Source organism: Blautia luti, from assembly GCF_033096465.1.
GTDB lineage: Bacteria > Bacillota > Clostridia > Lachnospirales > Lachnospiraceae > Blautia_A > Blautia_A luti.
Map to the genome: position 1 here is coordinate 3,099,930 of NZ_AP028156.1, position 19,931 is coordinate 3,119,860.

Annotated in this window: 22 protein-coding genes, 1 pseudogene and 1 riboswitch; of the genes and pseudogenes, 8 read left to right on the top strand and 15 right to left on the bottom strand. The window is 44.9% G+C overall.

Annotation, left to right across the window (positions count from 1 at the left end; genetic code table 11):
* Positions 1-11: 11 nt before the first annotated feature.
* The 8 genes from glmM to R8695_RS14350 form a co-directional block, all read right to left on the bottom strand.
* On the bottom strand, positions 12-1,358 hold the full coding sequence (gene glmM, locus R8695_RS14315; RefSeq protein ID WP_118509426.1) for a phosphoglucosamine mutase: 1,347 nt from the start codon (positions 1,356-1,358) through the stop codon (positions 12-14).
* A 107-nt stretch (positions 1,359-1,465) separates the two neighbouring features.
* Positions 1,466-2,542 (bottom strand): peptide chain release factor 1, encoded by a 1,077-nt coding sequence (gene prfA, locus R8695_RS14320; protein WP_118509425.1) that lies wholly within the window; start codon positions 2,540-2,542, stop codon positions 1,466-1,468.
* Complete coding sequence (prmC, locus tag R8695_RS14325) at positions 2,535-3,440, bottom strand: peptide chain release factor N(5)-glutamine methyltransferase (protein ID WP_118509424.1); 906 nt, start codon at positions 3,438-3,440, stop codon at positions 2,535-2,537. The genes prfA and prmC overlap by 8 nt, the downstream gene beginning before the upstream one ends.
* The gene (locus R8695_RS14330; protein ID WP_154779601.1) at positions 3,437-4,429 is read right to left on the bottom strand and encodes a DUF1385 domain-containing protein; all 993 of its coding nucleotides are present in this window, start codon (positions 4,427-4,429) and stop codon (positions 3,437-3,439) included. The genes prmC and R8695_RS14330 overlap by 4 nt, the downstream gene beginning before the upstream one ends.
* A gap of 72 nt (positions 4,430-4,501) precedes the next feature.
* Positions 4,502-4,702, bottom strand: coding sequence for a 50S ribosomal protein L31 (gene rpmE / locus R8695_RS14335; RefSeq protein ID WP_118509422.1), 201 nt, complete (start codon positions 4,700-4,702; stop codon positions 4,502-4,504).
* Between the two features lie 120 nt (positions 4,703-4,822).
* On the bottom strand, positions 4,823-6,244 hold the full coding sequence (gene rho / locus R8695_RS14340; protein ID WP_154779600.1) for a transcription termination factor Rho: 1,422 nt from the start codon (positions 6,242-6,244) through the stop codon (positions 4,823-4,825).
* 239 nt (positions 6,245-6,483) lie between these two features.
* Positions 6,484-7,482 (bottom strand): anthrax toxin lethal factor-related metalloendopeptidase, encoded by a 999-nt coding sequence (locus R8695_RS14345; protein WP_243139439.1) that lies wholly within the window; start codon positions 7,480-7,482, stop codon positions 6,484-6,486.
* A gap of 162 nt (positions 7,483-7,644) precedes the next feature.
* Positions 7,645-7,729: riboswitch (cyclic di-GMP riboswitch) on the bottom strand.
* Positions 7,730-7,755: 26 nt separating this feature from the next.
* Positions 7,756-7,929 (bottom strand): hypothetical protein, encoded by a 174-nt coding sequence (locus R8695_RS14350; RefSeq protein ID WP_154779599.1) that lies wholly within the window; start codon positions 7,927-7,929, stop codon positions 7,756-7,758.
* On the opposite strand from R8695_RS14350, the gene R8695_RS14355 reads away from it, so the two are divergent.
* From R8695_RS14355 to R8695_RS14385, 7 genes are read left to right on the top strand one after another with little or no spacing between them, the layout of a single operon-like run.
* Positions 7,915-8,835 carry a transglutaminase-like domain-containing protein gene (locus R8695_RS14355; RefSeq protein WP_154779598.1) on the top strand — a complete coding sequence of 307 codons (921 nt, stop codon included), beginning with the start codon at positions 7,915-7,917 and terminating at the stop codon, positions 8,833-8,835. The genes R8695_RS14350 and R8695_RS14355 overlap by 15 nt on opposite strands.
* Before the next feature lie 33 nt (positions 8,836-8,868).
* Positions 8,869-9,912: a type II secretion system F family protein gene (locus R8695_RS14360; protein WP_154779597.1), complete on the top strand. Its 1,044-nt coding sequence runs from the start codon at positions 8,869-8,871 to the stop codon at positions 9,910-9,912.
* A 10-nt stretch (positions 9,913-9,922) separates the two neighbouring features.
* Positions 9,923-10,273 carry a hypothetical protein gene (locus R8695_RS14365; RefSeq protein WP_118509418.1) on the top strand — a complete coding sequence of 117 codons (351 nt, stop codon included), beginning with the start codon at positions 9,923-9,925 and terminating at the stop codon, positions 10,271-10,273.
* A complete protein-coding gene (locus R8695_RS14370; RefSeq protein ID WP_154779596.1) occupies positions 10,270-10,764 on the top strand; it encodes a DUF4860 domain-containing protein in 495 nt (164 codons plus the stop codon). The genes R8695_RS14365 and R8695_RS14370 overlap by 4 nt, the downstream gene beginning before the upstream one ends.
* A gap of 18 nt (positions 10,765-10,782) precedes the next feature.
* The gene (locus R8695_RS14375) at positions 10,783-11,259 is read left to right on the top strand and encodes a hypothetical protein (protein WP_154779595.1); all 477 of its coding nucleotides are present in this window, start codon (positions 10,783-10,785) and stop codon (positions 11,257-11,259) included.
* Positions 11,256-11,753, top strand: a complete 498-nt coding sequence (locus tag R8695_RS14380) for a hypothetical protein (RefSeq protein ID WP_118509415.1) — start codon at positions 11,256-11,258, stop codon at positions 11,751-11,753. Before R8695_RS14375 ends, R8695_RS14380 begins: the two co-directional genes overlap by 4 nt.
* Entirely contained in the window at positions 11,750-12,811 is a 1,062-nt protein-coding gene (locus tag R8695_RS14385; protein ID WP_118509414.1) for a type IV pilus twitching motility protein PilT, read from the top strand. The genes R8695_RS14380 and R8695_RS14385 overlap by 4 nt, the downstream gene beginning before the upstream one ends.
* Positions 12,812-12,947: 136 nt before the next feature.
* On the opposite strand, the gene R8695_RS14390 is transcribed toward R8695_RS14385, so the two are convergent.
* The 5 genes and pseudogenes from R8695_RS14390 to R8695_RS14410 all read right to left on the bottom strand — a co-directional run bounded on the left by R8695_RS14390 (position 12,948) and on the right by R8695_RS14410 (position 16,833).
* Complete coding sequence (locus R8695_RS14390) at positions 12,948-13,448, bottom strand: COG2426 family protein (RefSeq protein ID WP_154779594.1); 501 nt, start codon at positions 13,446-13,448, stop codon at positions 12,948-12,950.
* 8 nt (positions 13,449-13,456) lie between these two features.
* Positions 13,457-14,512, bottom strand: coding sequence for a histidinol-phosphate transaminase (gene hisC / locus R8695_RS14395; RefSeq protein WP_118509412.1), 1,056 nt, complete (start codon positions 14,510-14,512; stop codon positions 13,457-13,459).
* 98 nt (positions 14,513-14,610) lie between these two features.
* Positions 14,611-14,877 (bottom strand): annotated as a pseudogene (locus R8695_RS14400) (alanine:cation symporter family protein); the annotation flags it as partial.
* An 89-nt stretch (positions 14,878-14,966) separates the two neighbouring features.
* Positions 14,967-15,623 (bottom strand): uridine kinase, encoded by a 657-nt coding sequence (gene udk, locus R8695_RS14405; RefSeq protein ID WP_154779593.1) that lies wholly within the window; start codon positions 15,621-15,623, stop codon positions 14,967-14,969.
* A 295-nt stretch (positions 15,624-15,918) separates the two neighbouring features.
* A complete protein-coding gene (locus tag R8695_RS14410) occupies positions 15,919-16,833 on the bottom strand; it encodes a 4Fe-4S binding protein (protein WP_154779592.1) in 915 nt (304 codons plus the stop codon).
* 448 nt (positions 16,834-17,281) lie between these two features.
* On the opposite strand from R8695_RS14410, the gene R8695_RS14415 reads away from it, so the two are divergent.
* Positions 17,282-18,130 carry a LysR family transcriptional regulator gene (locus tag R8695_RS14415; RefSeq protein ID WP_118509409.1) on the top strand — a complete coding sequence of 283 codons (849 nt, stop codon included), beginning with the start codon at positions 17,282-17,284 and terminating at the stop codon, positions 18,128-18,130.
* A gap of 68 nt (positions 18,131-18,198) precedes the next feature.
* Here R8695_RS14415 and R8695_RS14420 read toward each other — a convergent pair whose 3' ends face one another.
* Together R8695_RS14420 and R8695_RS14425 are read right to left on the bottom strand one after the other, a co-directional pair.
* Positions 18,199-18,978 (bottom strand): hypothetical protein, encoded by a 780-nt coding sequence (locus R8695_RS14420; protein WP_154779591.1) that lies wholly within the window; start codon positions 18,976-18,978, stop codon positions 18,199-18,201.
* A 41-nt stretch (positions 18,979-19,019) separates the two neighbouring features.
* Positions 19,020-19,868, bottom strand: a complete 849-nt coding sequence (locus R8695_RS14425; protein WP_154779590.1) for an MBL fold metallo-hydrolase — start codon at positions 19,866-19,868, stop codon at positions 19,020-19,022.
* Positions 19,869-19,931: the final 63 nt, after the last annotated feature.

The window sequence follows — 19,931 nt, forward strand, 5'->3', positions numbered from 1 at the left end:
CCTTACCAGTTTTATTCAACGATCAGACCTTCCGCTTCCATTACGCGGACTACCTGTTCTACGTTCTCACGGCAGATCTCATCTGTTCCGGCTTCTACCATTACACGGATGAGCGGTTCTGTTCCGCTTTCACGGACAAGAATACGTCCATCCTCTCCCAGTGCCTTCGCAACTGCTTCTACTGCTTCCACTACCTTCGGATTCTCTCTGGCAGTTTTTTTGTCAGCTACACGGACATTTCTGAGGAGCTGTGGATATACTTTCATTTCTTTTGCCAGATCACAGAGAGTTGCCTTTTTCTCCACACATGCTTCCATTACCATAAGAGAAGTAAGAATTCCGTCTCCTGTAGCAGCATAACGGCTGAAAATGATATGTCCGGACTGCTCTCCGCCCAGGCTGTAACCATTCTCCATCATGTTCTCTGCCACATATTTGTCCCCTACTGCTGTCTGCTCATAATTCATATTCTCTCTTTCCAGGGATTTATACAGACCCAGGTTGGACATTACAGTAGTTACTACTGTATTTCCGTTTAATCTTCCCTGTTCCTTCAGGTATTTGCCGCAGACGTACATGATCTTGTCACCGTCGATCATATTTCCCTTATGGTCTACAGCAATACAGCGGTCTGCATCGCCGTCATAGGCAAAACCGATATCCAGCCCGTTTTCAACTACATATTTCTGCAGAACTTCAATGTGTGTAGATCCGCAGTTTGTATTGATATTGGTGCCGTCCGGCTGGTTGTTGATCACATAGGTCTTCGCCTGAAGTGCATCGAATACACTCTTGGCAATCGCTGAAGAACTTCCGTTGGCACAGTCAAGTCCCACCTTAATTCCCTTGAAATCCCGGCTGGGAATGGAGATCAGATGTCCGATATAACGGTTTCTGCCTGATGCAAAATCAATGGTACGTCCCACATCTTCTCTGGTAGCCAGAGGCAGCTCTTCCAGCTCTCCGTCCAGATATGCTTCGATCCTTGCCTCTACTTCCGCTTCGATCTTCTGTCCGTTTCCGTTCAGAAGCTTGATCCCATTGTCATAAAACGGATTGTGGCTTGCGGAGATCATGATACCACAGTCAAAATCCTCTGTTCGTACTGCATAGGAAACACTTGGTGTTGTAGTTACATGAAGAAGATATGCGTCTGCTCCTGATGCAGTCAGTCCTGCTACCAGCGCATATTCAAACATATAGCTGCTTCTGCGGGTATCTTTTCCAATGACGATCTTCGCCTTATGGTCTCTTCCATAATACCATCCTACATAACGTCCCACTTTAAATGCATGATTTACTGTAAGCTTTACATTGGCTTCTCCACGGAAACCGTCTGTTCCGAAATATTTTCCCATAGCGATTCTCCTTTTATGCTTTACTCAACATCCTGTTTCTGTCCGGATATCTGCTGACTGCTTCCGGACGGTTTTCACACTTTCTGCAGACATCAGCATAACATATTCTATGCTTCATCCTGTAAATTGCTTAATTTCGCTGCCTGGTCTGCTGCAATCAGGCTGTCGATGATCTCATCCAGGTCACCGTTGAGGATATTCTCCAGACGGTGAAGGGTAAGTTTGATCCTGTGGTCAGTGACACGTCCCTGAGGGAAGTTGTAGGTTCTGATCTTCTCAGAGCGGTCTCCTGTTCCGATCTGGCTTCTTCTGGCTTCTGCCTCCGCATCATGCTGTTTGGCAAGTTCCATCTCATACAGACGGGAACGAAGCACTTTCAAAGCTTTATCCTTATTCTTCAGCTGGGATTTCTCATCTTGGCAGGAAATTACGATTCCTGTAGGGATATGGGTCAGACGTACTGCGGAGTCTGTAGTATTGACACACTGTCCACCATTTCCGGATGCACGGAATACATCGAATTTACAGTCATTCATGTCCAGATGGAAGTCAATTTCCTCCGCTTCCGGCATAATGGCTACTGTACAGGTAGAGGTATGGATCCTTCCGCCTGATTCTGTCTCAGGCACACGCTGTACACGGTGTACACCGCTTTCATATTTCAGTCTGGAATAAGCACCTGCGCCTGTGATCATAAAGGTGACTTCCTTAAATCCGCCGATCCCGTTCTCATTCAGACTCATCATCTCTGTTTTCCAGCGGCGGGACTCTGCATATTTCACATACATACGGTAGATCTCTGCTGCAAAAAGGGCAGCCTCATCTCCGCCTGCACCTGCACGGATCTCCACAATAACGTTCTTGCTGTCATTAGGATCCTTCGGAAGAAGAAGGATCTTTAACTCATGTTCCAGTTCTTCTACATTCTTCTTCGCTTCGGAAAGCTCCTCTTTGAGCATTTCACGCATTTCTTCGTCTTTTTCTTCCTCCAGCATCATAAGACTGTCCTGGATGGTTTCTTTGTTCTTTTTATATTCACGATAGGTATCTACGATAGGCTGCAGATCGCTCTGCTCCTTCATCAGCTTCTGAAAATGTTCCTGATTATCTGTAACGCCAGGTTCTCCCAGCTCATTGAGCACTTCTTCGAAACGAATGAGCAGATCATCTAATTTATCAAACATATTTTTCCTCCTGTAGTAGTGGTCGTTGTCCCAGGACTACACGGTCAAGGCCGCACAGATCCTGTCTGATCTCCGTCTTTATAAAGCCCTCTTTCTCAAGAAGCTCCTTCACATCCTTTCCCTGTTCACAGCCGATCTCGTACAAAAGCCAGCCGCCGGGGCGGATATGATCCATTGCCTGCCGGGTGATCTCACGGTAAAAATAAAGGCCATCCTCCATCCCGTCCAGTGCCATGCGGGGATCATGAAGCCGGACTTCCTCCATTAATCCCTCAATCTCTCCGCTTGGAATATACGGAGGATTCGAAATAAGCATATCATATCCTGTTACTTTTTCTGCATTGTCTTTTTTACTGAAATATTCTGCAGAAAACAGGTCACTTTTAACAAATTTTGTTCTGTCTGCAGTCCCAAGCTCCCTGGCATTTCGTATTGCCACTTCCAGAGCTTTCTCCGACAGATCCACTCCGATACCGGAAGCTTCCGGTACCTCAAGCATCAGACTTGTGATAATACATCCGGAACCTGTACACATATCCAGGATACGTGGGGCCTTGTTTCCCTTCAGAAGCTCCAGTGCAGCTTCCATCAGTGTCTCTGTATCCTGTCTGGGAACCAGTACATCCTCATTTACATAAAATTCATATCCCATAAAAAAAGCCTGATGCGTCAGATGCTGCAGCGGAATGTGTTCGGCCCGTTTCCGGATCAGCTCCTGATACCGGCAGGCGGTTTCCTCAGTAACACCCTCGTCCCCATGTGCAAAATAATACGCCCGGCTTTTTCCAGTGATATATTCCAGAAGGAGCCAGGCATCAAGCCCGGCTTCCCTAATCCCGGACTGTTCCAGGATCTTCTGTCCATTTTTCAATAATCCATTCAGAGTCTCTCCGCTCATGGATTTACCTCTTCTGTATCCTCATAAGGGATGTCTTTCCCGAATTCTTCTTTCAGGTATGCTCTCCAGTCAAATACGGCTTCTACTGCTTTTATGGCAACCACTGCCATATCCTCTGTAGGTTCCTTCGTAGTCAGCAGCTGCATTGCCAGACCCGGCTTGCTGAAAAAGTTTGCCAGTTTGCTGTCTGATCTGCCTGCCCACTGAATGATCTCGAAAGAAATGCCGGCTACTACAGGTACCATAAGAAGTCGTCCGAAGAGCCTTACCCAGTATACAGGTACCAGTACGAAGATAAAATGCAGGAAAATGCTCACCAGCATGACCAGAAACAGAAAGCTTGTTCCGCATCTCTTATGCTGTCTGGAACTTGCCATCACATTCTCTACTGTAAGAGGCAGTCCGTGTTCCACACAGTTGATGCATTTATGTTCTGCACCGTGGTACATGAATGTACGCTGGATATCCTTCATCCTGGAGATCAGCAGCATATATCCCATAAACAATGCCAGCTTCACAAATGCTTCCACGATCGTTACCACAAACTCGGAAGCTCCTACTTTCCTGCACAGGCTGGCAAGCGCATAGGGAAGAAGCATAAACGCTGCAATAGACACAATAATGGAAATTGCTACTGTTACATATAAGAGCCATTTGAATTGTTTGTCCTCTTTGGCTTTCTTTGCAGCACGCTCTTCCTCTGAAAGAGCTGCATTCTTCTGTGCGTCCTCTTCATCCTCTTCGTCTCCTGCGATCTCTGCAGAATACATCAGGCATTTGGTTCCCACTACCAGGGAATCCACGAAGCTGACTACGCCACGGATCAGAGGATATCTCAGAAATTTCGCATTTCCGAACACACACTTATAATCTTCGACTTTTAATTCGATCTCTTTATCCGGTCTGCGCACTGCAATGGAATATTTGTCCTTATGGCGCATCATGATTCCTTCCATTACAGCCTGACCGCCGATATTTGATGACTTCATCCTTTTCTCCCAAAGAACAGGAAAGGTTGAGATTTCCCAACCTCAACCTTCTCAATTCATACTATATTCTGATTATTTCAGGCCGTATTTCTTGTTGAACTTATCAATACGTCCACGAGCCTGAGCAGCTTTCTGCTGACCTGTGTAGAATGGATGACATTTGGAGCAGATTTCTACGTGGATGTCCTGTTTAGTAGAACCTGTTACGAATGTGTTACCACAGTTGCAGGTTACAGTTGCCTGATAATAATTCGGATGGATTCCTTCTCTCATGATTTTCACCTCTCTATAAGATTCTATTTTCTATTCGTATTCATTTGACGAATTTACTATTAAACAGCTTTATGATTATAACATAGCCCCCAGGGGAATGCAAGATATTTTAGTTTTTTTTTAAATAAATTTCTGTTTCTTCGCCATCTGGACAAATTCCGCATTATTACGGGTTCTGGCAAACATATTCAGGATCTGTTCCACCGCTTCATCAGGCTTCATTCCATTCAATGCCTTGCGCATATTGTATACAGCTTCCTGTTCTTCCTGATCCAGGAGAAGGTCTTCTCTTCGTGTTCCGGATTTCTGGATATCAATGGCAGGGAATACCCTCTTCTCCTGCAGCTTTCTGTCAAGGACAAGCTCCATATTTCCGGTTCCCTTAAATTCTTCGTAGATCACGTCATCCATCTTGCTGCCTGTATCTACCAGTGCTGTAGCCAGGATGGTAAGGCTTCCGCCTTCGCGCATGTTTCTGGCTGCACCGAAGAATCTCTTCGGCATATGAAGAGCTGCAGGGTCCAGACCACCGGAAAGAGTTCTTCCGCTTGGAGGAATGATCAGGTTGTAGGCCCTGGCAAGTCTGGTGATGGAATCCAGAAGGATGGTTACGTCTTTTTTATGTTCTACCAGACGGCGTGCACGCTCCACTACCATCTCAGATACACGTTTATGGTGCTCCGGAAGCTCATCGAAGGTAGAGTAAATAACCTCTACGTTATTTCCCCTGATAGCTTCTTTTATGTCTGTAACCTCCTCCGGGCGCTCATCGATCAGAAGGATGATCAGATGCATATCCGGATTGTTCCTCTGGATAGATTTGGCCACATCTTTCAGAAGTGTGGTCTTGCCGGCTTTCGGGGGAGATACGATCATGCCTCGCTGGCCTTTTCCGATGGGGCTGATCAGGTCTACGATCCTCATGGCTACTGTTCCGCCAGGGCGTTCCATTACCAGACGCTCATTGGGAAAGATCGGTGTCATATCCTCGAAATTATATCTTTTCTGCCCTTCACTTGGGTGAAATCCATTGATGGATGTCACATATAACAGGGCGCTGAATTTCTCTCCCTGTGTCTTGATCCTGATGTTTCCACGGATGATATCACCGGTTTTCAGATTAAATCTGCGGATTTGGGAGGGAGATACGTAAATATCATTTTCTCCCGGAAGATAATTCTCGCAGCGGATAAATCCATATCCATCCGGAAGCACCTCCAGAATACCATCCGCCTTTTCTCCGCTGTCAAGCTGAACAGCTTCTGCCGGAACATGGTACTGGTTTCCTGCACCCTGCTGTGCATGGGCCGGTTCCTGCACTCTGTCCGGATGTCTTTCCGGAAAACGGGTTTCCTGTCTTGTTTCCTGTTTTCCTTCCATTCTGGACTCCTGTTTCTCTTCTTTTTCTCTCTGCTGCTCATCTTCTTCAAGCATACGCTCAATGAGTTCCGGTTTTCTTAATGCAGAAATCCCTTTCAGTCCTCTGGCCTTGGCTAATTCTTTTAATGTTGCCAGAGACAATGATTCATACTTTTCTCTCATAAAATACCTCTCTGCCTTTTCGTACTCTTATTTGGGGGTGATAACTTTATTTACTTATCGTCTGTATTTCTTTGATCTTATGGAATAAATCGTCTGAAACGACGTGGATATCAGATTTTGGCTTTATCTTATCACATTTTATTTTCGCTGTCTACTGTCATATATCCGTAAATTGAAAGACCGGAAGCCCTGCTGGCTTCCGGTCCGCTATGTACGATTTCTTTTTTATGTTTTAATTTCTATTTCCAGATGATGCTGTACATTTTCTTTACAGTTGCAACACGGGCATCTGTGATGCTGTCGTATGCTGCTTTTATAGCTTCATAAGTCTTCGGTCTCTGTGCTTTTAATGTTGAAGGGCTTAAGATGTATTCTTTCGCAGATTCAGCGAAATATTCTGCACTGTTCTGAGTTACATAAGCCTTATTATAAGCTGTGTACAGGTTCTTTTCCTGATTGTATACTGCCTGGAATGCAGCTTTCGTATCTACATTTCCTGCTACGAATGCTACAAAATGACCTAACTCATGATAAATGGCCGGATCATTGTCTCTCATAATGATCTTCTGGTTACGTGCATTGAAATAACCTGTGTAGTTAACAGAAGGATCGATCTCAACTGTAAATCCAAGGGTTCTGAATGCTGACAGTACATTGGCTGCTTCCTTCGGAGCGATCTGACCTACCTCAACAGGTCCCTTCTGGGCTGTATTCTGTTTTTCAGTTACTGCCGCTGTATTTCCGCTGGTGTTTGTAGTTCCTGCGGTATTGGCAGTGGATGACGCGGAGTTCTTTGCTGTAGTAGTTGTGACAACTGTTGTTGTAGTGGTTGTTGTAACTTTTTTAACTTTGGACTTCTTGGTATATTTCTCCTTTACTGCTGTTACAACTGTTTTTTTGGTTGTCACTGTTGCAGCTGTTGTTTCGCTGTTTTTCTGGCTTCTTTTCGTTTTTTTCGGCAGCGTCTTTGTATAGGATTTCTTGGCTGCTGATTTTAGTTTCACGTTCTTGGTTGATGTTTTCTTGCTTGTCTTGGTCGTTGTCTTCGGTGCTGATGCAAGAGGTGTTTCATCTTCTTCGATATTTGTTTCCAGGATCGGATCCGTATAGGATGGAAGTTCCGGTACCTGATTCTGCTGTACAACTGCGGTTCCTCCTACTGCTACTGCAAGTAAAACCGCGGTCAGTCCAGCGGCTGCTTTTCTGTTCTTAAATAATGCTGCGAGTTTCTTTCTCATAGACCTTACACATCCTTTCTTACTGTGAACCTATATATGTGCCGGGAAATAGTACGTTTTATAGCAATAAAAAAACCGTTCATCCATGATAAACGGCTACCACAAAAACAAGCTGACACCTGTCAACTTTCCCTATCATCACATCACATAATAGAAATTTAATGCGGCAACCGGCTGTCATAGTCTCTGCGACCTTAGACCCTTGGCTTTGCGTCCCTGCTTTTCAACAGGTTTGCCTTTGTGTATAAGTATATCTCCCCGGATAGCATTTTGTCAATAGCCTTCCGGCATTATTCTATATTTTTTCTTATTATTTCGTCCCATATTGTCAGCATTTTTTTCCAATTTCTTCCTGATTGGGATTTTCTTTTCCCGGGAATCTGCTATACTGTTAATAAGAACGTTTTTTATCATATTACAAGGAGCGAACAAATGCCAAATTTCCATTCTGCCCGCCCCCTTATCCTGCTGATCCTCATTCCTGTCCTTCTGTTTACAGGATGCGGCTCCTCCGGCAGCGATCCGGATGAACCGCCGGTCTATTCCCCCCTTCAGGTTCTGGTACCTGAAGCACCGGGCAAAAAAACTCTGGGAACTTCCCCACTGGTCCTGGATATCTCTGATACAGATCAGGGCTATCTCACTGCTGTCTCAGATTCCACAGATCAGATGATGAACGTTCAGCTTACCGCTGAAGACGGGGTTGTCTATTCCTATTTTATCAGTCCCGGGGAAAGCGCTGTTATTCCTTTTTCCAGTGGAAGCAGCACTTACCAGGTCAGCTGCTACCAGCAGATCAGCGATTCCCAGTATGCAGCACTTTATGCTGATACCCTGGAAATAAAACTTGCCAATGAATTTCTGCCATTTCTCTATCCGAACCAGTACGTAAACTTTACTCCGGATTCAGAAGCCAGTAAGCTGGCCCTTTCCATGGTATCTGAAGATACCTCAGATATTGATGCCCTTCAGACCATTTATAATTATGTAGTTTCTCATGTAACCTACGATTATGATCTGGCAGATACTGTAGCTTCCGGATACCTTCCTGATGTAGATGAGACCCTGCAGACAGGCAAAGGGATCTGCTTCGATTACGCAGCCCTTACTACAGCCATGCTCAGAAGCTGCGACATTCCCTGCAAGCTTCAGATAGGATATGCCGGGGATATCAAACATGCATGGATCAATGTCTATATCCGTTCCAGAGGCTGGGTTGACAAGGCTGTAGAATTCAGCGGTGACTCCTGGTCACGTATGGACCCTACCTTCGACTCCAACAGCGAAGACAAGGATACTATCCAGGAATACATAGGGGACAATAACAATTACACCGTACAGTTTACAAGATAGCATCTATGAATTAAAGAAAGGAACCTGAAATTTATGAAAAACAAATTCACTGATCAGGAACTTTTTCATTTCTGTGAACAGTTTTCCATTCTTCTTCACTCCGGCATCTCCTGCGCAGAGGGACTTTCCCTTATGCAGGAAGACAGCCGCACCCAGCAGGGGAAGGATTTCTTCCAGTCCCTTCTGAATGATTTCGAAGAGAATGGCTCTTTTGCCACAGCGCTGGAACATTCCGGAAAGTTTCCCTCTTCCATGATCTCCTATGTGAAAATAGGCGAAGAAACCGGCTGTCTGGACGAAGTATTAAAAAGCCTTTCCCGCCACTATGAACAGGAACTGGAAATTTCCGAAACGATCCGCAGTGCAGTCACCTATCCGTTGCTGATGCTGGTGATGATGGCCGCCGTGATCGTGATCCTGCTTGTCAAAGTCCTGCCTGTATTCCAGCAGGTTTTCCGGCAGATGGGACTTGAAATGAATAATTTTTCCAACGGACTTTTAAATGCAGGAAATCTGATCTCCCGCTACTCTGCCGCAGCCCTGATCCTTGTTCTTGTGCTGATGGCAGGCTTCGCCGTATTATTTTTCACCGACAGGGGACGGACATTTCTGAGCAGACTTTCCGGCAGGCTCCCCTTTATCAGGGAAATCGCCGTTTCCACAGATTATGCCAGACTGACACAGGCCATCGCCATGGGACTTCACAGCGGAATGGATCATATGATCACCCTGGAAATGGCCCAGGAACTGATCTCTCAGGAATCTGTCAAGGAGAAAATCCCAAAAGCGATCCACCTTTTGGAAGAAGGAGCACTTCTGGAGGACGCACTGTCGGAAGCCGGACTCTTCGAGGGAATGGACGCCAGACTGATCACAGTCGGACTTCGCGCCGGTGCTGCAGATGAGGTTATGACCAGCCTTGCAGACCGCTACAGAGATTCTTCCCTGAATGTCACAGGTAATATCATTTCCATAGTAGAACCTACTATTGTAATCATCTTCTCTCTTCTGGTAGGTCTGGTACTTCTGTCAGTAATGATGCCGCTGCTTGGCATTCTTTCTAAAATTGTTGTCTGAGGAGGCTGCCATGGATTTATTTGAACCAACCGGCAGACGGGTCCGGCGGCAGATCCGACACTTTCTGCCTGTATTTGTCCTTGCCGTGCTGTTCCTGGTCTTTTATCTGGGGATTTCCGTTGCAGGAACAGAAGCTGTTAATAAAGAACAGACCACTTTGAAGCAGGCCTTAGAGCAGGGTGCTATCCGTACCTATGCCATGACCGGGCAGTATCCCCAGAGCCTGGATGAGCTTCTGAATGATTACCATATTACCTATGACTCTGACAAATTTGTAGTGGAGTATGTTCCAAACAGTTCCAATCTGCTCCCCTCCATCAGTGTTCTGATACTTTCTTCTCAGAAGGGAGGTCCGTCATGAACCGTAATTCCAGACGCAGTCATTCCATTGATACGCTTTTTGTCATCACCCTTCTGGGACTGTTCCTGATCTTTCTGCTGATGATGCTGCTTTTTTCCACCCAGGCATACCGGACAGCTGTAGAAGGAAATCAGGAGAATAACAATCTTTATACAGCCTCTGCCTATATTACAGAGAAATTCCGGCAGCATGACAGCAGTCAGTCAGTGTCTCTGGATACCCTGGACAATCTTCCTGCATTCTGCATGACAGATACCATAGACGGAACTTCTTATGTTACCTACATTTATCTGCTGGATCACCAGCTGAAAGAACTTTTTACTGCAAAAGGCAACGTCCCTTCTCCAGAAATGGGAACGTCCATCGCCAGTCTGGAAACCTTTCAGGCAGAGGAAACATCAGAGGGTTTTTACCGGATCTCCATGGAAGACCTGCAGGGACATACCACAAGCCTGCTGCTTCATCCCGGCCCGCCTGTAACTTCAGAATGACATGAAAGGGAGGAACTTATGCGTAAATTGTACAACCACTCAAAATCCACCTTGTTCCTGATGGAAATGATCCTGTCTATTCTGATCCTTTCTCTAACCTGCACTGCCTGTGTACAGATCTTCGCAGCTGCCAGAAATAACCGTGAGAAAGCACGACAGTACAACCACATCCAGGAACTGACTGTCTGTGCAGAAGAGGTTCTGGAAGGATGGGACGGCCGGAATGAAACTTTCACAGACCTTCTGCCCTGCAGTACCCAGACAGAAGATACCCTCCAGTACTTCTATGATTGGAACTGGGAACTGTGCGAAAAAGCAGATGTCTGCTATACCATGACTATCCGGCTGAAAACTTCCAACCTGGAAAAAAGTGCTGATCTGGCCTTCACAGATCAGAAAGGTAACAGTCTGTATCAGACTTCCATTGCCTTTCCTTTTCAATCAGAAAATATGTCCTCATCCAACTCCGTTTCAGAAAGGAACACCTCAGAATGAATAAACGAAGAACACAATTTCTTTCCATGGGAATTCCATCTATGTTCGTTATTTTCTCAGTTCTGTGTCTGGTGATCCTGGCGCTTCTCACCCTGGGAACTTCCAGGCAGGATCTGCAGGCTGCACAGGTTTCCCTGAAGCAGACCACCGACTACTGCAATGCCTGTACACAGGCCAGTGCACAGTATCAGAATATTGTTGCTGCAGCCAGGGACGCAGCTTGCGCTTCCTCTGACAAATCAGATTATCTTTCCCGTATGAAAAATCTCGTAAAAGATTTTTCTGATATTTCCCTGACATGGGACAGCACAAACCAGACCGCTTCTTTTGTCTTAGACTACTCAGACAGCCAGGGACTGTATGTGGAATTTCAGCTTTCCTGGCCTGCTCAGGATTCCTCTTTCTCGCCGCAGCTTCTCACCTGGAAGACTGTCACCACCGGAACCTGGAATCCCAATAACAGACAGCCCGTATATAAAGGAGAACAATCATGACCGAACAGATCATACCTGATTATTTATCTTATGCTACCGAAAACCATGCATCCGATATCTTTATCATTGCAGGACGTCCCCTTTCTGTAAAGATCGACGGTAAAATGTCCATCTTCGGAGAACGTCTTATGCCGGACGATACAGACCGTCTAATCCACCAGATCTATTCTATGGCAGGAAACCGAAATATTGACCCTTTCCTTCAGACAGGAGACGATGATTTCTCCTTCTCTATCCCCGGTCTCTCCAGATTCCGTGTCAATGCCTATCGTCAGAGAGGTTCCCTGGCTGCTGTGATCCGTGTGATCGCTTTCGATCTTCCGAATCCGGATATTCTCCATATCCCGGAAGAAGTAATGTCCGCAGCTGATTTCACCAAAGGCATGGTTCTGGTCACAGGCCCTGCTGGAAGCGGTAAATCCACCACCATGGCATGTATCGTAGACAGGATCAACCACTCCAGGGAAGGACATATCATCACTCTGGAAGATCCTCTGGAATACCTGCACCGCCATGATAAATGTATTGTCAGCCAGCGTGAGATCTGCACAGATACAGAAAGCTATCTGGTATCCCTGCGCGCCACACTGCGCCAGAGCCCGGATGTGATCCTTCTTGGCGAAATGCGTGATTACGAAACCATCCAGACTGCCATGACAGCTGCCGAAACCGGTCATCTGGTTCTCTCAAGCCTGCATACTACAGGCGCAGCCAACACCATCGGCAGGATCGTAGATGTTTTTGAACCCAGCCAGCAGCGACAGGTTTCTATCCAGCTGTCCATGGTACTTCAGGCAGTCATCTCCCAGCAGCTGGTACCGGATATCAACGGACATAACATCCCTGTCTTCGAAGTCATGCGCTTGAACCCGGCCATCCGCAATATGATCCGCGATAATAAAGTCCACCAGATCGACGGTGTGATCTCTTCTTCTGCCCACGAAGGCATGCGCGCCATGGATCAGAGCCTTCTGGAACTTTATAAACAGGGACGCATTACCAGAGAAACCGCATTGAAATACGCTTCCAACGGAGATATGCTGAAGCGGAAACTGTAAAAAATTTCTTATTATATAAAAAGAGCTGTTTTACATCTGCTGTCATTTTTCTCATGACAACAATGTAAAACAGCTCTTTTCGTCTGACATATAAACTCATTCAATTTTTCAATTCAGGCAAATATCCCCTGTCCGATCAATGAACCAGGTTTCCTACTACTCCATAGGATACGATATACATAATGATCGTTGCCAGGACAATACCCGACAGAATTGCCAGAGATGATTTCTTGATATCAACTTCCAGCAGAGATGCAACCAGTGCTCCTGTCCATGCTCCTGTTCCCGGAAGAGGAATTCCTACGAAGAGCATCAGACCCCAGAATTCATATTTCTTTACCTGATCGCTTTTTCTCATTGCCCTGTTCTCCAGACGGACAATCAGTCCATGGAACAGTTTCGTTTTCTTCATCACCTTAAAGATCTTCCGGATAAAAAGCAGAATAAACGGAATCGGGATAATATTTCCGATCACACACAGCGGAATGGCCTTTGCCGCTGAAATCTTCAGCAGGGACGCTGCCAGAAGCCCGCCTCTTAACTCCAGGATCGGAATCATGGAGATGATAAACACCGCACCCTCCGGTGAAATAAACTGTGACAGATTATTGGAAAACCAATGTACCAGTACTTCCATAGAACCTCCTATTTCAGATAATCTTTCAAAACATTAATAAATGTCTGCATCTCTTCCTGTGTCCCGATGGTAATACGAAGGAAATTGTTTGTTCTTCCCTTCGGGAAATATCTTACGTAAATATGCTTTTCCCGCAATGCTTCGAAGATTTTCTCGGCCGGGCATGTCTCATGAGCAGCGAAGATAAAGTTAGACATGGAATCCTGGAAAGAAAATCCCAGGGCTTTCAGTTCCTTCTTAGTCCATTCTCTGGTCTCTATGATCTTATTGCATGTCTCCTGGAAATATGCCTGATCCTTCACTGCTGCCACACCTGCTGCCAGGGCAGTGCGGTCCATGGTATAGGAATTGAAAGAATATTTCACATCATTCAGATATTTGATCAGTTTCTCATTTCCGCAGGCAAAACCGATACGCATTCCTGCCAGGGAACGGGACTTGGAAAAAGTCTGCACAACCAGAAGATTATCATATTTTTCGATCAGTGGCAATGCCGATTTTCCACCGAAGTCCACATAGGCTTCATCCACGATCACGATCACATCCTGATTATGTCTGATAATCTCCTCCACATCTTCCAGCTGCATCTCCACACCTGTAGGTGCATTCGGGTTGGGGAAAATCACTCCGCCGTTTTCCCTGAAATAATCTTCTTTCTTTATATGAAAGTTCTCATCCAGAGCAGGTCTTTCATATGGGATCTTAAACAGATCTGCCCATACATCATAGAAAGAATAGGTAATATCCGGAAACAGCACCGGCTTTTCTGAATTAAAAAAGGTCAGAAAGCTCATGGCCAGCACATCGTCTGAACCAACTCCTACGAATACCTGTTCATCTTTCAGACTGTACATCTGCGCAATAGCATGAACCAGATCATAAGCTGCAGGGTCCGGATAAAGACGCATGGCATCCATATCCATCTCCTTCAGTGCTTTCTCTACTCCCGGTGCCGGAGGATACGGATTCTCATTGGTATTCAATTTAATCATATCCGGCTGGTTTGGCTGCTCGCCAGGTGTATATGGAATTACTTTACGTACATTTTCTTCCCAGGTACTCATTTTTTCTTTCCTCTCTTAGCTGTATTTTCATCCCGTGCACTTTAACACGGTAACGTGTTCTCACATATCTGCTATTGTAATCATATGAAGAGAATTTGTCAATTTCTATCTTTTTTATTTTTCTTTTCCGCCTCATATTCCTTCAATTCGTTCAATGCCTGTCCGGACAAAGGATACAGAAAAATAATATTAAAGATCGTCATCAGCCCAATTCCCACATCTCCCAGATCCCACACAAAAGTATATGCAGCGATCCCGCCGCTAAACAGCATGATCAGTGCCAGGATCTTATAAGCAGTCTGCCAGCACCATTTATCTCCGAACAGATACGCCACGTTACTTCTGGCATAAAACAGAATCCCCAGACCGCTGCCTCCCGGCAGAGGAATACGGATCATATCTCCCCATAAAAAAGAATAGACTTTCTCAATTATTGTCACAATCATTATAAAAATTATCCTCGTCTTTCTCCAACTGTACACTTTTTATCCTGATCAGAAAGCTGCTCCAAAAGCTGCCTGATCTTCGACACAAACAGATCAAAGGCTACATTATTCTTACCACTGTTGATCACGATATCCGCTTTCGCCCTCGTAGGTTCCACATACAGATAGTGCATCGGTTTTACAGTGGTCAGATACTGTTCGATGATCCCGTTAAGATCTCTGCCGCGTTCCTCCACATCTCTGGAAATACGGCGCAGAATCCTCTCGTCTGCGTCTGCCTCCACATAAACCTTGATATCCAGAAGATCACGGATCCTTTCATCTGCCAGAAGCAGGATTCCTTCCACCAGGATCACCGGCCTTGGTTCGATCTTAATTACTTTATCGGAACGATTATGCTGACTGTAATCATAGACCGGGCATTCGATGCTCTTTCCTGCTTTCAACTGTTTTAAGTGCTCTACCAGAAGATCTGTCTCCAGGGAATCCGGATGATCGTAGTTTACCTTCACACGTTTCTCAAAGAGGATTCCGTCCTGTCTGCGATAGTAATTATCGTGATAGATCACCACCACATCATCCCCGAAATGTTTCTTTATTCTGTTCGTAAATGTGGATTTACCGGAACCAGACCCCCCGGCAATCCCGATAATAATACTTTCCATCCTTCCTATCTCTTTTCTTATCTCTACAGTAAATTTCATAATTAACCCAGTGTGAAAATCATAGCATAATTTCGTACTTTTTTATAGAAGTTTTTTGCTTAATTTCGACAGAAAAAATTTCTGCCACCAAATACAGCTCCGTCTCCGCCGCAGTGCGATCCTGCCCGGAGGGCTTTTTATTTCATAAGAACATTACGGAGTAATTTCCCAGTGAAATAAAAAATACCCGCCATGGAGATGTTTCAATATCACCAGAGCAGGTATTTATTTTATTCTCAGTTCATGTTACGCATACTTAGATTTCGCTGATCAGTTTCTCATTCACATACTCGAATCCCAGGCGGTTTACAGTATCCGCGAAACGTTCGCCTGCTATTCCCTCATCTCTGAAAAGGAGGATTGCTCTTTCTACTACTTTCATCACCTGTTCCTCATCTGTAAAGATTCTGGTAAGTGTACGTCCGTGGGCGACTCTCTTACCCCAGCGGCCGCCTATGTAGATCTTGTATCCATCCTGATATTCTGTAACTGCACCGAATGGACATCTGCCTTTACAGCGGCCACAGTGGTTGCATTCTTCCGGATTGATATAAATCTTGCCGTCTATTACTTCCGGGACTTTCACCGGGCAGTTTTTGGCGATCTGACAGACTTTGCAACCACGGCATTTCTCTGTATCCGGTTTCGGGATTCGCTGACCGATGATTCCCAGGTCATTCAAGTTTGGTTTTACACAGTTGTTGGGACATCCACCTACTGCTATTTTGAATTTATGTGGCAGTGTTACGTTGTGATATCCTAAATAAAAACGTTCATGGATTTTTTCGCTGAGTGAAAATGTATCGATGAGACCATACTGACAGGTGGTTCCTTTGCAGGATACAACAGGTCTCACCAGACTTCCGGTTCCGCCGGTTGTCAGACCATGTTCTGCCAGAAGTGCGATAGCGCCCTCGAGGTTCCCATAGGGTACACCCTGGATTTCCATGCTCAGACGGGTGGTCATTGTGATCTCTCCGTTTCCGAACTTCTCAGCTGCGTCGGCGATGGCACGGTGTTCCTCTGTGGTGATGCGGCCATTTCTTGTGATCACCCGTATGTTGAAGATGTCATCATAACGTTTATCTTTTAAACATCCAAGACCTTTTACACGCTTGATTTCTTCCGGGCTTATCTTCGTACCGGTAGTTGCTTCTTTCTCCTGTTTCATTTGAATTCTCCTTTTTCTTGCACTTTTGTATTGCTCATTCCAGTAACTTATACTGTAAAAAATCTTATCGTTTAGATAAGTTCCCCTATTTTTTACAGTATTATTGTTTGTTAAGCGGATATTCTTAATCCGCTTCGCTACGTGGCTCTACACCAAATAATCTGCTCCGCAGTTTATCAGGAGAAACTTGCACTCCTCCTGATATAAGCAAGTCCCCACCCACTGCTTATTGCTTTTCACAATTGCAGCAGAGGACTTACTTGATTTGATTAAACTGGAATCTCGTTTCTTATTGATTATAGAACCTATAAATGATAAAATCAATTTATTAGATTTTATGAAATAATAAGTTAAATTTATCAGTTACTGTTCACAGGCCAATGGTAACATTTATCGTATATTAATAACTAAACATTAAAGATCACTCATACTCCGGGAGGAAATTCTTATGCTGGATCACAGAACTGAAACTTTTATGACCGTGTGCAATGTTATGAACTATCGCGAGGCTGCTGAACTGCTGCACATTACACAGCCGGCAGTTACGCAGCACATACAGTTTCTGGAAAAGGAATACGGCTGCCGTCTTTTTCTCTACGAAAATCGCAAACTTATCAAAACACCTGCTGCCCGGATGCTGGAGGATTATTTATGTTCTGCAAAACAACGTGAGGATTTTCTCCGGGAAAAGCTCAAAAATAATGGCCTTCGTGAACTGCGCATCGGCGCCACGAAGACCATTGGAGATTATGTAATTACTGACCAGATTCATAAATTCCTGGACCAATCTGATACGTCCCTGACATTGATCGTCGATAATACGAAGCATCTTCTTCAACTGCTTGAGCAGAATGCACTGGACTATGCCATTATCGAGGGATATTTTGACAAAAACAGATTCGGAAGCCAACTGTACCGCAGAGAGTCATTCGTAGGAATCTGCCCGAAAGACCACCCCTTTGCCGGAAAAGAAGTCTCCGTAGAAGACCTTCTGTCCGAAACCCTCATCCACCGCGAAAAAGGCTCCGGAACTCTGGCGATCCTGGAAGACAAACTCCTGGAACACAACGAATCCCTGGAACGCTTCCACCGCCACATCTGCATCTCCAGCTTCAAAATGATCATCGATCTGATCAAATCCGGGTATGGGATCTCTTTCGTCTACGAAGTCCTCGCCAAAAGCGACCCAGAACTTGGGATTTTCACCCTTAAGGGGGAACCACTGATCAGGGAGTTTAATATTATTTATCTGAAGTATGCGGAGGTTGGAGAGAAGATTGGGTGGTTTTTGGATTAGTGAAATAGACAGCCCCCCTTTGTCTATCTCGCACTGCTTTCGTACTTTTTCCTCAGCATTTATTTTATTTACAGTCCGGCAGGATTCCAGGAATCATTATCCAGTTTATTCAGCATCTCCTTCAGATCAACAGTATATGCAACCTTTACATCACTGTCTTTTTTGATGATAAATTCAGAGAGCCCATATTCTGAACCGTTGTCTGCCCAGTCATATGTATATCCCAGTCTCGTCCATGGATATTTCCCGTCAAAATAACTGGAGATAATATTTGAATCAAACCATTCTTTATAGTCCTCATCAACTTCATCTGAAAATGCATCTGTCATTTCTATTGTTCCGATATCTGAGACATATGCCGGACGGAAAACGTCTTCCGGTTTTGCCCACATAGCCGTAAAATAATCAGATTCATTATCCGGGCGCAGACCAAGGAGTTCTTTTATTCTTGTCTGCCAGTCTGTCACATTCTCTTTATTTTTCTGATACCATTCTTCCAGTTCGCCGCCTGTAAACGTCCACACATTTCCCCATTCCAGTTTTACATCTGCGCCATCCGGATAACTGTCCGGATATTTATGGAATGTATAAAGAAGGATTCTGCCATCCTGATCGTAAACGGCATATGGCTGTCCCTCCTCCAGACTTACTACGGGAAGGATTTCATCCTTGTCAATGATCAGTGCATCTTCAACCGCATCATCGCAGAGGATCTGCTGATCCGTTTCACTTTCTGCTGAAAGCTCTGTTTCTTCTGCCTGAACGCTTACCGTTGTTTTGCCTGACAATGTAATTGCAGAAATCAGGATACTGTTCACGATCATGATTTTCCATAATTTATTTTTCATATATTATTTTTCCTTTCTGTATAAATGTGAAAATATTTAGTTCACATTTGATGGATAAATCTCTGTAATGGTCGGTGCCATCCACGTCTAAGTGTAGGAGAAATATAACTTGTTCTACCCTTGGACTGTCCCATACCAATACCAATGGCAAGGGATCCTGTTTCACCACCATCAAGCATTGTTCCATACTGATAACTTGCTCTTCGTCCCATAGCAGTACCTGCATAAATATTCTCGCTGACAGCATGCTTCTCAAAGCCTTCCGGTGCAATTACCTGCACATTGCCGGCTTGTACCTCTTCTTCCGAAACAATTCCCTTGACTCCACCGAAATGATCAACATGAGAATGGCTGTAGATCACTGCCTTTACAGGAAAAGCGCCCAGATTCTCTTCCACCAGGGCAAGAGCCGCTTGTGCACACTCTACACTCATCAATGGATCTACTACAATCCATCCTGTATCGCCTTTTATGAATGTGACATTTGACATATCATAGCCACGCACCTGATAAATTCCATCCGTTACTTCAAAAAGACCATAAATATGATTCAGCTGTGTATCTCTCCAAAGACTGGGATTCGCTGTATCCGGAGCATCCTGATCCAGAAAAGCATATGCCGTCTGACTCCATACAACCTTCCCGTTTTCATCACAAATATCCAGAGTATCCGGAGAAGCAAGCAGACCTTTGGTCGCATTCTCAAACTCCGTAGTATCTTCAAAATCCAGCAATGCATAAACTTCCTGATTTGCATCAATCGTATACTGGGTAGCCGGTTTGCTTTCCGCTGTTAATTCTGATGCTGCAATTGCGGTTGAACTGCCACAGACAGTCATGGTAAATGCCAATGCAGTGGCAATCATAGTAATTACTTTTTTTCTTTTCATGATATTTTCCCCCTTTGTTCCATTTTCATAATACTGCTTTCTGAGCCTGTTAAACAGCAGAGC